Below are 15677 nucleotides of genomic sequence, written 5' to 3' on the forward strand. Positions count from 1 at the left end.
TTTTATATTTAAGTATTATCCGATTAAACTTCCATTGTCAGCTTCAGGGTCAGCGAATAACAATGATAACTTACCATTTGATTCTGCTGAAAGTATCATTCCTTGACTAATATATCCCATCATCTTACGTGGTTTCAGGTTCGCTACCACGATAACTTTCTTACCAATTAAAGATTCATGGTCTGGGTAATATTTAGCAATTCCAGATAGAATCTGACGATGACCTTTATCTCCAGCATCTAAGCGGAATCTAAGTAGCTTATTTGATCCGTCTACTTGTGCAACATCAATCACTTCAGCAACTTTCATTTCTGTCTTAATAAAATCCGGAAACTCAACTGATTCAGTTTCTTCATGTACTAATTCAACTGATTCTGGATCCCAATCTGCATCGTCTACTTTACCGGTTGATTCATTACTTGATTTTCCACCCATTGCTTCTTGAATGAATTCAATCTCTTCTTCTGTATCAAGACGCGGGAAAATCGGAACACCTTTTTTAATGACCGTTGTATTGTCCGGAACTTGGTTTAAAGCGAGTTTTGTTAGTAATCGATCATTTTCAGTAGGCATGCCTAATTGTTCGAATATTTGAGCAGGCGAATTCGGCATAAACGGACGTAATAAATGAGCAACTACGCGCAATGAATCCGCTAAGTGATACATTACTGATGCTAATTGAGCGCGAGTAGCTTCTTCTTTGGCTAGCGTCCAAGGCATTGTTTCATCGATATATTTATTCGTACGTGAGACAACAGTCATAACATTGTTTAAAGCTGAGTTAAATGCTAAGTTATCCATAGATTCATGATAGTCAGCTATTTCTTTTTCAATAAAAGCTTCCATTGATGAATCGAAGTTAGTATTTTCAAAGCCTTTTAAATCTGTTGGGATTTCGCCATCAAAATATTTGTTCATCATTGCAATCGTACGGTTTAATAAGTTTCCTAAGTCATTTGCTAATTCAAAGTTAATATGGTTAACAAAATCTTCTGGCGTAAATACAGTATCGTTACCTTGTGTCATTTCTCTTAATAGATAAAAACGTGTCGCATCTAAGCCGTAACGATCAATTAAAATATCAGGATAAATGACATTACCTTTAGATTTAGACATTTTACCATCTTTCATTAATAGCCATCCATGAGCAAAAACTTTCTTAGGTAATGGAATGTCTAACGCCATTAATAATACTGGCCAATAAATCATATGGAAACGTGAAATATCTTTCCCAATGACATGTACATCCGCTGGCCAATAGTGATTAAATTTACTGTTATCTTCACTTCCATAGCCAAGGGCCGTAATATAATTTGATAATGCATCAATCCATACATAAATTACATGCTTAGGATCCGATTTAACCGGTACTCCCCATGTAAACGATGTTCTAGATACAGCTAAATCTTCCAAGCCTGGTTTGATGAAATTATTCACCATTTCAGTCTTACGAAATGCGGGTTGTAAAAATTCTGGATGAGCATCGTAGTAAGCTTCTAATCGCTCTGCATAGTTACTTAATTTGAAAAAATAAGATTCTTCTTTAACCAATTCAACTTCGTGTCCAGATGGTGCTACCCCACCTGTCATGTTACCTTTTTCATCGCGGTATACTTCAGTTAATTGACTCTCTGTAAAGTATTCTTCATCGCTCACTGAGTACCATCCAGAATATTCACCTAGATAGATATCACCTTGTTCAAGTAAGCGTTCAAAAATTGCTTGAGTTGCTTTTTCATGATAATCATCTGTTGTTCTAATAAATGCATCATTAGTAATTTCTAATGATTTCCATAATGCTTTAATTGATTCAGCCATATTATCTACATAAGTTTGTGGCTCAATTCCTAATTCATCAGCTTTTGCTTCGATTTTTTGTCCATGTTCATCAGTTCCAGTTAAGAAAAAGACGTCAAAATCCATTAAGCGTTTGTAACGTGCCATCGCATCGCACGCTAAAGTTGAATAGGCATTACCAATATGTAATTTACCACTTGGATAATAAATTGGCGTTGTAATATAATAAGTTGGTTTTGTTTGTTCGGTCACGAATGAGTGCCTCCTACATAATATAATTTTAATACATTATAGCACACTCCTATTTGTTATGCTTTATTCATTGAAATTCGATATAAATATATTTAAATTTTAACTTTAAATGTTGCTCGATTATTTTAGAACAGCTCTTAAGAAACTTTTATCAAGTTAAACATAAAAAATAACCAAGGCAGAAAATTCTGACTTGGTTAGTGAGTTATTTATTAATTATTTGTTAACGCGTAATGCGAAACTTGGCATAAAGTATGAACTTACTGAATTATACTCTAAAGGTGTTCCTGGTTGTGAAGCATGGATATAGTTTCCGTTACCTGTTGCGATTGCAACGTGATAAGTTGAACCTGGTGTACCCCAGAAATATAAGTCTCCAGCCTGTGCTTCTCCAACGCTGATGTGTGATCCAGCATTTTCTTGAGCGCCAGTCCATCCACCGACGTTAATTCCATAAGTTTCTTGGAATACGTGTTGTACGAATCCTGAACAGTCAAAACCTGAAGGTGATTTTCCGCCCCAGACATAAGGCGTTCCAAGATATTGTGACGCGTTTGATAATAATGCATCAACACTTCCTTGAGCTGCTTCTGCTTCGGCTGCTGCTTCGGCTGCCGCTTGAGCTGCTGCTTCTGCTTCTGCTTGAGCTTGTGCTGCTGCCGCTTCGGCTGCTGCTTGTGCTTCAGCTTCTGCCGCCGCTTGAGCTGCTGCTTCTGCTTGAGCTGCTGCTTCTGCTTGAGCCGCTGCTTCTGCTTCGGCTGCCGCTTGAGCCGCTGCTTCTGCGTCAATAGCTGCTTGGTTATCAGTTGCTGGTACTTCTTCGACAACTTCCCATGCAGGTGTATCAGCAATAATTTCTTCTTCTACTACTGGTACTTCTTCAACCACTGGAGTCTCTTCTACTACAGGTGCTTCTTCAACTACTGGAGTTTCTTCTACTACAGGTGCTTCTTCAACTACTGGAGTTTCTTCTACTACAGGTGTTTCTTCAACCACTGGAGTTTCTTCTACTACAGGTGTTTCTTCAACCACTGGAGTTTCTTCTACTACAGGTGTTTGATCAACTACTGCTTGTGCTTCTTCTGCCGCTTGCGCTGCTGCTTCAGCTTCTGCTTGAGCTAATGCCGCTGCATCAGCTTGTGCTTGTGCGTTTGCTTGAGCGTCTGCGATTGCCTGTGCTTCAGCTTGTGCCGCTGCTTGAGCTGCCGCTTCGGCTTCTGCAATTGCTTGAGCTTGTGCCGCTGCTGCTTGTTCTGCCGCAATACGTTGTGCTTCTTCGAAAGCTGCACGTTCAGCAACTAATGCATCACGGTGAGATGCTGCTAATGAAATATCATTTGTTAACTGGTTATAAAATTCTTCTGAAGCAACAGTTTGTGCTGATAATTCAGCTTTTAATGCTTCAAGTTCAACCATTTTGTCAACTTTTTGATTTTTTGTCGTTTCAGTTTCAGATTTTTTGCTTTCAACTGATTCTTTATCTGTAATTTGAACATTTAATAAATCTTTGTTTGCAGATACCATTTTGTTAATGACATCAACACGACCAACAAAATCACTTACTGAATCTGATGATGCTACATAGTTTAAATAATTAGATGATCCACCACTTACTTGAACAGCACGCGCTTGATCAGCTAATAAGCCTTCACGTTTACTAATAATATCTTCAAGTTGAGTAATTTCTTCTTCTAATTCAGCGATTAACGCATCGTCTTGTGCTACTGCTTCAAGGACTACTGTTGCCTCTGCTTGAATTGTATCAATCTCAGCATATGCTGTAGCTAGTTGTGCGTATAGTGCTGTTTGTTGAGCACTTAAACCTTCGATTTGTACTTCCGCTTCATTAATCAATGCATCGTAGTTTTGTGCCGAAGCTAAAACTGGTGCTGCAACTGAACTTAATGCTAATGCAGATGTAAATAAAGTTTTGAATAGGCTCTTAGAAAAAGTTTTCTTCATTATTTATTGCTCCTTTGTTATCCGTTGTATTTTAAGTTTAAATTTTAAATTCATATTATATTCATTAAATCTTCTTGTTTTCGACCTGAAGAGATAATAACACACCTTTGACTGCAAAAGTTGAATTTCTTTGATTCGTATAATGTTTGTAACACGATTGTAAAATATCGTTTATTTTGTCATTTAAGTCCATTTTTGTAACATTTTCGCGACATCGCTTTCAATGTTGTTTATTCTTTATTTGTATATTTAATTTCTAACAGAACGTTGATTAACTACTGACAAATCCCTATAATAAGGATATCTATTCAATTGTATAAAGGAGACTCACAATGCATATTCTAGAAGATTTAGAGTGGCGCGGAGCCATCAATCAACAAACAGACTCAGAAGGTTTAAAAAAATTAACAAATGAAAAAGCAATTAGTCTATATTGCGGTGTTGACCCTACTGGGGACTCGATGCATATTGGGCATTTAATTCCATTCATGGTTCTTAAACGATTCCAAATAGCAGGCCACAATCCTGTTGTCGTTATCGGAGGAGCTACCGGTTCTATTGGTGATCCAAGTGGTCGTAATAGCGAACGTCAGTTACAAACAATGGATGTTGTTAAAGATAATGCGAATAAACTTACTCAGCAAATGGATAAGTTATTTTTAAAAGGCGATGAAGCAAATAGTGGCTTCCGTGTCGTTAATAATTACGATTGGTTAAGTGAATTATCTTTATTAGATTTCTTACGTGACTACGGTAAACACTTCAATATTAATACAATGCTTGCTAAAGATATTGTTGCATCACGTTTAGAAGTTGGTATCTCATTCACTGAGTTTACTTACCAAATATTACAATCGATTGACTTCCATTACTTATACAAACATATGGACGTTCAACTGCAAGTTGGTGGAGCGGATCAATGGGGTAATATTACAGCTGGTCTTGATTTTATTCGTCGAATGGAAGGCTCAGAAGCTGAGGCTTATGGTCTAACAATTCCTTTAATGCTAAAATCTGACGGAACAAAATTTGGTAAATCTGCTGGAAACGCGATCTGGTTAGACCCAGAACAAACAACTCCATATGAATTCTACCAATTTTGGATTAACCAACAAGATTCAGATGTGCCTAAATTCCTAAAATACTTCACATTCTTATCTAAGGAAGAAATTGAAGCATTGGAAGTTGAAATCACAGAAAATCCACACTTACGTGTTGCTCAAAGACGTTTAGCTGAAGAGATTACTCGCTTTGTTCACAGTCAAGAATCACTTGAGGAAGCTCAGCAAATCACTGAAGCACTCTTTACCGGGAATGTGGGTCAACTTTCTGCGAAACAAATTAAAGAAGGTTTCAAAAACATGCCACAAAGTACCGTATCAAAAGAGACAGCTAATTTAGCAGTTTGGCTTGTTGATACAGGTATCGTAGATTCAAGAAGACAATCACGTGAATTTATTCATAACAATGCGATTTCAATTAACGGTGAGAAAATTGCTGATGTTGATTATGAGATTGGACCAGATGACGCCATTGATGGCAAGTACATTATTGTTCGTCGCGGTAAAAAGAAATATCATTTAGTTATATTAGAAGACTAATCAAGGCACATAAAAAAGGCGTCGCTTACTTTTCGAAGTAAATGACGCCTTTCTTTATTCATTCCAGTTTTCTGGACTCCAACTCATTCCATCCAACTTGCCTTTTTGATTCTCAATACGCTTTTCTTGTTCTTTGAATAAATTCATTGCAGCAACTAACAATGCCTTTGTTGGATAATCCGTTGCTTGTTCGACCCATTCTTTATGAAAATCATCAAATTGTTTATTCATTCAAGCAACCTCCTTACCACCGATCTGTTAAATCGAATAATTCACTGACTTCATCTGCTTGGTCTTCTAGCATATTTTTCCATAACTCAAATAATACTTCTTGTTCAGCTGATAAATTCAGTTGCTCAGACTCAGTAGTATCTAACTTCTCCAATAAGAATCGCTGGTACTTCAAATAACTCAGATGCGTTCCTTCTACTAAGTAACAAGCATACTGATACATCAATTCCATTTTTTCTAGTTCGCTCATGTATGCGAATTGATGGACTGAAAAAATAGGTAAATAAGTCATATTATAATAATGAGCCAAAGATTCAAATGGGGATAATAACTCTGATAGTGTGCGCTTCTCTCTCCCACCTGCTTGATACTGTCCCTCGTTAACACCCGCCACTACAACTAATCCTAATTCTTTTGACACTAATTGTCTCGCGAACTGTGAATTCATCTGTCTATCTTGAAGAACATTATCTAACCATAGCTTCAATATAGCCGGGGCTTGGTACCAATAAAGATGAAATTGAAAAATAATTCGGTCGTAACTCAATAAGCGCGCCCGTTCCTTTTCACTATCGAACAGACCTTTATTTTCAAATTCACTTTGTAAATCAATATAAGTTACGTCCGTTATTTGTTTACCCGAACTTAATAGAAATTGCTGACTACTTGAAGTAGCTACATCTGGATGGGCTACATATACAATCGTTCTACTCATTCAATCCTCCTAGTTTATTCACTTGCGAATAAACGCTTCAAATACGGTGATATTTCCATCGCGTTTTTTAATTCTTGATTGTTCAAAATATCTATATCGCTCGCATTTACCGCTTTGACAACACTGATTGCATAGGTTTGAAAAGCCTCATTCAGCTTATTAACCAGTGTTTGGTTATAAACAAGGGCGTATGCTTCTTCAGCTTCTTTCAATCCACGCGCAATGGCTTCAAAATAACCTAGCTCAATGGGGATAAAACCTAAGTTATTTAATTTTGATAAAGCTAACTCATAATTTAAAGTTTGAGATAGACCATCATCAATAAGTAAATTAATTGTCTCTTGATAGTAATCCTCTGGTTCTTCAAATCGGTATGGTTCGGCCTCTTGCTGCAGCAAACTGTGCTCTATATTATCAATAAAAGGGATATTTCCTTTAACCAGTCCCCCGATAATCACAGGTTCTACGTACATTGAATTGACTTCGCGGCGCGCAAAGTAGCGTCGATGTAAATCGTTGTAGGCACTAATTTGTTTTGGCGACAAAACCATAGATTCTTCTAATTCACTCATAAATGACTGGATATTCACTAAGTCATCTTCTGTCAAATCTTCAACTATAAAGCCACTTTGTCTATCAACAAAAAAAACATCGATTTGTTGATATACTTCGTTAGCATATGCCTCTTGTCGGTGTATGTTCTTTACTTGATACTGAGAGTAAAAAAACAAACCTAATTGAATGATTACCGCAATAAGTACAATACATGCGAATGACACTAATATTTTGGCTTTCCTAGTCATTACGGCTCCTTTCAATTTTTACGTTTTATTTTCATGAGGTAACTTGACTGTAAATACTGACCCTACCCCTAATTCACTTTCAACTTCAATCTTACCGCCATGAGCTTCAATAAGAGATTGAACTACAGCCAATCCGATACCTGACTCTCCAAACTCTGTATTCTTTCTCGATTCGTCAACTTTATAGAATCGTTCCCATATACTCTTGATTTGTTTTGAATCAATTCCAATTCCATGATCAATAACTTTAATCTCGCTACACTCTTCGTGCATCGTTCCTTTAATTAAAATATCACTATCTTCTGAGAATTGAATCGCATTGGTTACCAAATTAATTAAAATTTGAATGATTCGATCATAATCAGCCCAAATAATTAAATGCTCGTTTGCTTCAACATAAATGTTAATGTTTTTCTTGGCAGCTTTACGAGATAGCTGCTCCTTAATTTGTACTAAAAGCTTTCTTCCATTATTGGCTTGCTTCGTCAGGACGAATTGTTGGCTACGGATTTTTTCATAGTCTAAGTTTTCATTGACGAGTCGCGTTAATCGTTGACTTTCACGCTGAATAAGCTCCAAACTTCTACCTCGTTGCTTCTCTGGAATCATATTATGTTGCAACCCTTCAAGAAGTCCACTCATTGTCGTGAGAGGCGTTCGCATCTCATGAGCAACATCCATCATAAACTGGCGCCGGAGTTCTTCCTGTCGGCGAATCTCTTCTTGTGATTCCAGCAAAGATCGTGACATCTTTTGGAAGTCTCTTGCTAAGTCTCCAAACTCATCTTGTCCCTCTGTATCAATCGCTACGTTATAATTACCTTGCCCAATTTGCCTCGTCGCATATTGAAGGCGATGAATTTTGCGTGTTTGCAATACTGAGTAAACCCCACTAATAATGATACCCATTATGATTGCAAGTATTAATGAGATAAATATATTCTGTCTCACCGCATCAAGCCTTGATTGCAAGTCATTTAAAGGTGCAGCTAAACTAATAAAGCCCGAAGGGAACTCTCCTACGTCTTGATGGGGGAGATAAACCGTAAGATATGGTTCAACTTGGCCATCTTGGTTGTAACGATTCACTGTTCGAAAACCGAGATATTGTCCTGATTGAATTAAATTTAACTCTTCTTGAGATAAGTTCGCATCAAAACGTTGATCATACATTGGATAAATCGTCCGACCATCCAACAAGTAGACTTGTATCATAATATTCTCACTCGCTAATAGCTGTGATGTTCTGACCAAATCATCTCGCGAGAAGTTATTGTTTACGATATTATAACCATAATTTAGTAGTTGTTGTTCACGCGTTTGTTCTATTTCAGTTGTCATCTCATCTTCAATTCGGTAAGCAAATAAAGCGACCGTTGCAATAATGACTAATAAAAAGGCAATTACCTGTTGCCATAAAACTTTCATTATTCCTCACCTGGTGACTCGTATTTATAACCGACTCCCCAGACAGTTTGGATAATTTGTGGACCAACTTGTTCAATTTTCTGTCGTAATTTTTTAATATGTGCATCAACTGTTCGTTCATCACCATAAAATGGGTCTTCCCATAGACTTGTTAACAAATCCTCGCGGCTAAATACGCGCTTTGGATGTTCTGTAAAGGCAACTAATAAATCAAACTCTTTTGGTGTTAAATTCTCAATTGGCTTGTCATTATAATAAGCCTCACGTGTTGATGTATTAATATGAATAATCTCTGTCTCAACATCAAAATCCGATGGTATCTCAACCTCTTCTTGTGTTGATGTTACGTGGGCTCTACGGTGTAGAGCCTTCATACGAGCCAGTAATGTTATCGGGCTAAATGGTTTTGTAACATAATCATCTGCACCAATCTCAAGTCCAATCACTTGATCACTTTCGGAGTCTCGCGCCGTTAACATAATGATGGGCGTTTCATTTGAAATTTTTCGTATATTCCGGCATATTTGCATCCCATCCATTGATGGCAGGTTCAAGTCTAATATGACGATATCCCATTTAGTTGGTTCGTTTTTGTAAGCCTCGTAACCCTCAGCACCATCTTGGTGGAAAGTAGCTTCATAGCCTTCTGTTTCAAAAAACATTGACATCATTTCACTTACTGATTCATTATCTTCTATCATTAGTACGTTCATAATTGTCTCTTGCCTCCTCTTGCACTGTCTTTTGTGCCTTGTAATGATTATTATACATGATTCTTGTGATTTTAAGCAATTTGAACACATTATGACTATTCTATTCACAAAATTCACACTTTAATCATAATTTAAAATACATATCCAAAGTGTTCTATAAAACCGAGAGTAATCACCCTATTTCCGTGGCAAGAGACATTCTTTGTGATAGGCGGTATTGTAGCTTTTAGTATTTCAACACCTAGAGATATCTGTGCGAAGTGCAACATAGCGAGACTCAAACTCAATCACGAAGCGACATCCGGTGTGATTAGCTAGAGGCCCTCCACTAAGGTTACCGAAACGTTCTCCCAACAATAAGCGAATGACACTCGCTTTTACCGTTCAATATCTTATTTTCCACTTTAGACAAAAAAATGCTTAACGCAATCTACCTTATTGATTATCTACGTCATTGCTTTGGAGGGTTTAGACGTAAATTCAAGGTGTTGATTGCATTAAGCATTTGCTATTAATTGTAAATCGGGTTGAGGTGTTTATTGAAAAATTATGGTTATTTGTAAAACATTGCGAGCAGTTTTTGAAAAATTAGAATTAAGACACTTTACTGTGCCATCATTGCACGAATACTTTCTTCGTCAATTTGTTGGTTGGCTTCTTGGGTTGGGCCGGCTTGCGTTTCACTAGTTTGCGTTTGTTTAGAACTATTATTATCGCGGGGTTGAATTAATTTTAGTTCTTCAACAAGGCATTCAACAATGTAACGGTCATTGTTGTCACTATCTGTGTATTTGCGGCTTTGCATCTTACCAGTTATGGCAATCTGGTGGCCTTTAGCAGTGTAGCTAACAAGCAGATCTGCTAGATGATTCCATGCAACAAATGGAATGAAATCAGCTTGACGATCGCCTTTGGCATCTTTTTGGTATTGATTAATCGCAACAACATTATTTACGACTCTACCATGATTACCAACTTTTTTAAGTTTAACGTCTCGTACAATTCTTCCGACAAACATTGCTTTATTCAAAAAATCACTCCTTTCTTTTTGGTCTATATATATATACGTAAAAAAGGAGCGATTCCATTAATTTATTTTCATCTTTACATAATCTTAACAATTAGGCTATCTCTTCTGCCATTTTTACAATTTTTCTTAAACGATGATTGACCCCAGATTTTGATATAGGTCCTCCTGGAATTTGTTCCCCTAATTCTTTTAAACTCATATCTGGATTACTCAATCTAAATTCTGCCATATCTTTCAGTTTATCTGGCAATGAAGTTAACCCTTGATACTCATCAATCAATCGAATCGCTTCAAGTTGACGCTGCGATGCATCAATGGTTTTGTTCATATTAGCATTCTCACAGTTAACCAATCGATTCACAGAATTACGCATATCACGCACAATACGAATATCTTCAAATCGCAACACTCCACCTGATGCACCAATAATAGCTAAAAAGTCAGATATTTTCTCTGCTTCTTTGATATATGTAATGTACCCATTACGTCGATTAATTGTTTTAGCATTCAAATCAAAATCATTCATAATCTGACAAACATCTTTATTATGTTCATCATAGCTAGAATAAATCTCTAAATGATAATTAGTTGATTCTGGATTATTAACCGAACCTCCTGCTAAGAAAGCCCCACGTAAGTATGAACGTTTCTTTTGTTCGTTATCCATAATATCATTTGTAACTTTTGTATTAAGCCCAATTCCAACCATATCTAATATATTCAAATCTTCAAGAATTCCTTTTACATTAATACGACTGCGTACAATGTAAACATTATTCTTTTTAAGCTTCATCTTGCGTCGAACAATTAATTCACCTTCAACTTGATAGTGATCTTTTAAAAGAGTATAAATTCTTCGGGCAATGGCTGCATTTTCACTTTGAATATTTAGTATGAATTTCTGTTGGTAAATACTCACAGCACCATTCATTCGAATCAGCGCAGTTAATTCAGCTTTAGCATGTTCACGGTGTACTTCTAACAGTGTACATTCTTTTTTTACGTCTGAAGCAAATGTCATCGTGCCTCACCTCTCTATCCTTATTGCTTTTGTAGCTTTTTGGGGGCCAACTTTAATGAATTCAACAAGTAACCTAATTCTTCAACGACTTTCTCAGTATCATGATACGCCCCACCATATTTCATGCTAAGAAATTCACTTGATATAATTCGACAGTTTTGCTCTCGAATCCCTTTAAAATCATGTTTTACTTGTAGTAAATATTCTTCATTTGGTTGTGTTCTAATATAGTCTTCTGGTACTTCTGTTGTATTAACAAGAACAGTGTCAATAAACTGATTTTTTAAATGTTCATGTAATACTTCGACATGGTCAGCATCGGTAAAGTTCTCAGTCTCACCTAATTGGGTCATAATATTACATATATAGACAACTTCTGCGTCTGTCTTCACAATTGCATCGCCAATTTCTTTAATCATTAGATTGGGCAAGATACTTGTATAAAGACTTCCTGGCCCCAATATAATCATATCTGCTTCCATTATCGCATCAACCACTCGTGGCGAAGATTTTATCGCTTCTTCACCTTCAGTTGTTGTTACTAATACTTCTTTAATTTTTTTACGATGTGAGGCAATACTGGACTCCCCCACAGCAATTGTTCCATCTTCAAATAAAGCATTCAATACAAGTGCTTCTTGGGCTGCAGGCAGAATTTGCCCTTGAATATGCATCCATTTTGATAATATATCAATCGCATCTTGCATTGAGCCATGCATTTCTTTTAAGGCCGCAATTAATAAATTACCGATCGCATGTCCCGCTAAAAAATCATCACTTGATTCAAAGCGGTACTGAAATAAATCTATAAAATCAGCTTCACGCTCCGATAAAGCGCTCATGCAATTTCGAATATCTCCGGGGGGAACCACATTTATATAGTCTCTAATCACTCCACTACTACCACCATCATCTGCGACAGTGACAATTGCGGAAATACTTGCATTCAAATGTTTTAACCCGCGAAGTATTACAGGCAGACCTGTTCCTCCACCGATAACAGCTACTTTATATCGTGGTTTTACTTTCTCATTCATGATCGATTAACCGATTCTTTATTTTTAAATTTATCGCGGTGTGAGACATTCACCACATAATGATCATTTTCTAACTCTGTGCCGATTCGCTTAGCTAAGGCAACTGAACGATGTTTTCCACCTGTACAACCTATAGCTACTGTTACACTTGATTTACCCTCTTTTTTGTATCCTGGTAAACAATATTTAATTAAGCTCATAAAACGCGTATAGAATTCTTCTGTTTCTGGCTGTTTCATGACGTAATCATATACTTCTGTATCGAGTCCTGTTTTAGGTCTTAATTCATCAACATAATGCGGATTAGGCAAGAATCTTACATCCATTACAATATCAGCGTCAATTGGCACGCCAAATTTAAAGCCAAAAGATACAACCTCAACATGAAATGGTTGATAAGTATCGGCAGCGAACACTTCGATAATCTTTTCACGTAATTGTCTTGGTGATAATTCAGTTGTATCAACAATCATTTGAGAACGTGCTCTAATATCACGTAACATTTCTCGTTCTTTTTGGATACCTGTTATCGTTCTTTCTTGTGTTGCTAGAGGATGCTTTCTACGTGTTTCTTTATATCTTGAAACTAAAGCTTGATCATTGGCCTCTAAGAAAACAATGCGTGTTGTTATAAATTGAGTGTTATCCATCTTTCCAATAACATTCTCAAGTTCGCTAAAGAATTCGCGTGTTCTTAAATCAATAACTAACGCAATACGCGTTATCTTCCCTGATTCTTTCATTAATTCCCAAAATGTTGGAAGTAAATTTGGTGGCATGTTGTCGATGCAATAATACCCTAAGTCCTCAAAACTTTGTACTGCGACAGTTTTACCTGCCCCACTCATACCGGTAATTATTACTAATTCTAATGTATCAGACATGCATCTCGCCTCTTTCCCATGATTTTAATATATTATAACATAATCAAATTGATTTGATTATGATTTCCATTTGAATATTGATTTAGTCAAAATTTGCTTTATCATATTATCAATAATCTACTATAGAAAGCAATTAATTTTGGTGTTTCATATAAAAATCCAAACGATTATTAATAATCCACTGGCTCACTTCATGACACCATCTCATCATATAGATAGATATTCACATGATTAAGCCAAGTAATCCTATTAATTAACGTTTGGATACACTTACTAATAATATGTTAGTTGGTTTACTCAGTTAGTTTTCGCATATCAGCTTCAATGGCAAACGCTTTTTGATCGACTTCCTCACGGTTGTCTCCACGTACACCTAAATACAACTTAATCTTAGGCTCTGTACCACTTGGTCTAAATGCAACCCAGCTACCATCTTCTAATGTATACTTTAATGCGTCCGATGATGGATAGTCTAATCTTGTTGCTTTACCTTCTGCATATTTAACTGTTCCCTCTAAATAGTCAGCTGCTTTCTTGATAGAAATCCCACCTAATTCTGACGGTGCGTTTTCACGTACTTGACTCATGATATTAGCCATCTTCTCTTTACCAGAAAGTCCTGGGAATGAAACTGAAATAGTTTTCTCAACAAAATACCCATGCTTATCATAGATTTCTTCTAATGCATCGCCTAAAGTGCGTCCAGCTTTTTTATGGAATGCTGTTAATTCTGCTAAGATAACTAAAGCTTGAATCGCATCTTTATCACGCACGAATGGTTGAACTAAATAACCATAACTTTCTTCGAATCCCATTAAGAAAGTATGTTCATTTGTTTCTTCATATTCTTTGATCTTTTCAGCAATAAATTTGAATCCTGTCAATACTTCAACCATCTCTAAACCATAACTCTCAATAATAGCATCTGCTAAATCAGTTGATACAATTGATTTCACAGCTACACCATTCTCAGGTAATTCGCCTTTTTCACGACGTGCATTAAGAATATAATCTAGCATAATTGAAGCAATCTGATTCCCAGTTAATAATTGATATGAACCATCTGCAACACGAATCATTGCACCTAGACGGTCTGCATCTGGGTCAGTAGCTAACAGAATATCTGCATCGATTGAACGTCCTAATTCCTCTGCTTCAACAAAAGCATCTGCAGATTCTGGGTTCGGTGATTTAACCGTTGGGAAATCTCCATCAGAGTCTGCCTGTGATTTAACAACTTGAATGTTATTGAAACCAATTTGCTCTAATGCTTTCATCCCGATCATTAAACCCGTACCGTGTAATGGTGTGAAGACAATATTTACATCATCTTTCATCGATTCAACTAAATCTAAATCAACCGTCACGCTCTTCATCTCTTCTAAGTAAGCATGATCAATTCGTTCACCAATAATTTCAATCGTACCTGAGCCAAGTAAATCTGTCTTATCCCCAACGACGACTTCAAGTGGATTATCAATTGCACGTACGTATTCAGTTAATTTGTCCGCATCTTCTGGTGGCATTTGCCCACCATCTTCACCATAGACTTTATATCCATTGTATTCTGCAGGATTATGACTTGCGGTAATCATAATTCCAGCATATGTATTTAAATGACGAACTGCAAATGAAAGAACTGGTGTTGGTCTTAAACTTTCATACACATAACTTTTTATCCCATGTTGTCCTAAAACCATCGCGGCTTCCATTGCAAATTCAGGTGAATAATGACGAGAATCGTAAGCAATTGCAACACCGCGTTTTTTAGCTGCTTCCCCGGCATCTTCGATTAACTTGGCTAATCCTTCAGTAGCTTGGCGAATTGTATAGATATTCATGCGGTTTGTACCAGGCCCTAACACGCCACGCATTCCAGCTGTTCCAAAACTTAAGTTTGCTCCGAATGCGTCTTCTGTGTCTTCGCGTGATAATTGACCTAACTCTTTTTTTAATTCTTTATCTAGTGATTCATGATTTTCCCATAATTGATACATAGCTTCCCAAGACATAATTATCCCACCTTTTCTAATGTTATTATTATTATAACATCAATTTATAATACAACAAAGATTAATCCACCAATAATTAAAGCCTTTTCAAACCAGGTTCGTATTCACTATATATTATAAGGCAATATTATGATGGTCTAAAGTGAGATAAACCTCATTTAACGCACTAACCTGCCCAATATAATCATAGT

Annotated in this window: 13 protein-coding genes; 1 reads left to right on the top strand and 12 read right to left on the bottom strand. The window is 36.6% G+C overall.

Translation table 11 applies throughout. The features are described 5' to 3' along the window. Nucleotides 1–15: 15 nt before the first annotated feature. Both metG and HYQ40_04710 read right to left on the bottom strand, forming a co-directional pair. On the bottom strand, nucleotides 16–2049 hold the full coding sequence (metG, locus tag HYQ40_04705) for a methionine--tRNA ligase (protein MBZ6527068.1): 2034 nt from the start codon (nucleotides 2047–2049) through the stop codon (nucleotides 16–18). A 216-nt stretch (nucleotides 2050–2265) separates the two neighbouring features. Beyond that, on the bottom strand, nucleotides 2266–4011 hold the full coding sequence (locus HYQ40_04710; GenBank protein MBZ6527069.1) for a C40 family peptidase: 1746 nt from the start codon (nucleotides 4009–4011) through the stop codon (nucleotides 2266–2268). Nucleotides 4012–4343: 332 nt separating this feature from the next. Between HYQ40_04710 and HYQ40_04715 the strand changes: the two genes are divergently transcribed. Further along, complete coding sequence (locus tag HYQ40_04715) at nucleotides 4344–5612, top strand: tyrosine--tRNA ligase (GenBank protein MBZ6527070.1); 1269 nt, start codon at nucleotides 4344–4346, stop codon at nucleotides 5610–5612. A 54-nt stretch (nucleotides 5613–5666) separates the two neighbouring features. Here HYQ40_04715 and HYQ40_04720 read toward each other — a convergent pair whose 3' ends face one another. The 10 genes from HYQ40_04720 to HYQ40_04765 form a co-directional block, all read right to left on the bottom strand. Next, nucleotides 5667–5843, bottom strand: coding sequence for a hypothetical protein (locus HYQ40_04720; GenBank protein MBZ6527071.1), 177 nt, complete (start codon nucleotides 5841–5843; stop codon nucleotides 5667–5669). Between the two features lie 13 nt (nucleotides 5844–5856). Beyond that, nucleotides 5857–6558, bottom strand: coding sequence for an NAD(P)H-dependent oxidoreductase (locus HYQ40_04725; GenBank protein MBZ6527072.1), 702 nt, complete (start codon nucleotides 6556–6558; stop codon nucleotides 5857–5859). Nucleotides 6559–6572: 14 nt separating this feature from the next. Beyond that, nucleotides 6573–7361 carry a hypothetical protein gene (locus tag HYQ40_04730; GenBank protein MBZ6527073.1) on the bottom strand — a complete coding sequence of 263 codons (789 nt, stop codon included), beginning with the start codon at nucleotides 7359–7361 and terminating at the stop codon, nucleotides 6573–6575. An 18-nt stretch (nucleotides 7362–7379) separates the two neighbouring features. Next, nucleotides 7380–8789, bottom strand: coding sequence for a HAMP domain-containing histidine kinase (locus tag HYQ40_04735; protein MBZ6527074.1), 1410 nt, complete (start codon nucleotides 8787–8789; stop codon nucleotides 7380–7382). Beyond that, nucleotides 8789–9502, bottom strand: a complete 714-nt coding sequence (locus HYQ40_04740; GenBank protein MBZ6527075.1) for a response regulator transcription factor — start codon at nucleotides 9500–9502, stop codon at nucleotides 8789–8791. The genes HYQ40_04735 and HYQ40_04740 overlap by 1 nt, the downstream gene beginning before the upstream one ends. Before the next feature lie 604 nt (nucleotides 9503–10106). Continuing rightward, nucleotides 10107–10532, bottom strand: coding sequence for a single-stranded DNA-binding protein (locus HYQ40_04745; protein ID MBZ6527076.1), 426 nt, complete (start codon nucleotides 10530–10532; stop codon nucleotides 10107–10109). A gap of 91 nt (nucleotides 10533–10623) precedes the next feature. Continuing rightward, nucleotides 10624–11553 carry a DNA-binding protein WhiA gene (gene whiA, locus HYQ40_04750; GenBank protein MBZ6527077.1) on the bottom strand — a complete coding sequence of 310 codons (930 nt, stop codon included), beginning with the start codon at nucleotides 11551–11553 and terminating at the stop codon, nucleotides 10624–10626. A gap of 20 nt (nucleotides 11554–11573) precedes the next feature. After that, the gene (locus HYQ40_04755) at nucleotides 11574–12590 is read right to left on the bottom strand and encodes a YvcK family protein (protein MBZ6527078.1); all 1017 of its coding nucleotides are present in this window, start codon (nucleotides 12588–12590) and stop codon (nucleotides 11574–11576) included. Next, on the bottom strand, nucleotides 12587–13474 hold the full coding sequence (gene rapZ / locus HYQ40_04760; GenBank protein MBZ6527079.1) for an RNase adapter RapZ: 888 nt from the start codon (nucleotides 13472–13474) through the stop codon (nucleotides 12587–12589). The genes HYQ40_04755 and rapZ overlap by 4 nt, the downstream gene beginning before the upstream one ends. Before the next feature lie 293 nt (nucleotides 13475–13767). Then, entirely contained in the window at nucleotides 13768–15486 is a 1719-nt protein-coding gene (locus HYQ40_04765; protein MBZ6527080.1) for a phospho-sugar mutase, read from the bottom strand. Nucleotides 15487–15677: the final 191 nt, after the last annotated feature.

The organism is Aerococcaceae bacterium DSM 111021 (assembly GCA_020112395.1).
Lineage (GTDB): Bacteria > Bacillota > Bacilli > Lactobacillales > Aerococcaceae > Ruoffia.

Coding starts and splice junctions, on each gene's coding strand:
- HYQ40_04720 (MBZ6527071.1), bottom strand. CDS start 5,843: ATGAATAAACAATTTGATGATTTTCATAAAGAATGGGTCGAACAAGCA.
- HYQ40_04735 (MBZ6527074.1), bottom strand. CDS start 8,789: ATGAAAGTTTTATGGCAACAGGTAATTGCCTTTTTATTAGTCATTATT.
- whiA (MBZ6527077.1), bottom strand. CDS start 11,553: ATGACATTTGCTTCAGACGTAAAAAAAGAATGTACACTGTTAGAAGTA.
- HYQ40_04755 (MBZ6527078.1), bottom strand. CDS start 12,590: ATGAATGAGAAAGTAAAACCACGATATAAAGTAGCTGTTATCGGTGGA.
- HYQ40_04725 (MBZ6527072.1), bottom strand. CDS start 6,558: ATGAGTAGAACGATTGTATATGTAGCCCATCCAGATGTAGCTACTTCA.
- HYQ40_04730 (MBZ6527073.1), bottom strand. CDS start 7,361: ATGACTAGGAAAGCCAAAATATTAGTGTCATTCGCATGTATTGTACTT.
- HYQ40_04710 (MBZ6527069.1), bottom strand. CDS start 4,011: ATGAAGAAAACTTTTTCTAAGAGCCTATTCAAAACTTTATTTACATCT.
- rapZ (MBZ6527079.1), bottom strand. CDS start 13,474: ATGTCTGATACATTAGAATTAGTAATAATTACCGGTATGAGTGGGGCA.
- HYQ40_04715 (MBZ6527070.1), top strand. CDS start 4,344: ATGCATATTCTAGAAGATTTAGAGTGGCGCGGAGCCATCAATCAACAA.
- HYQ40_04765 (MBZ6527080.1), bottom strand. CDS start 15,486: ATGTCTTGGGAAGCTATGTATCAATTATGGGAAAATCATGAATCACTA.
- HYQ40_04740 (MBZ6527075.1), bottom strand. CDS start 9,502: ATGAACGTACTAATGATAGAAGATAATGAATCAGTAAGTGAAATGATG.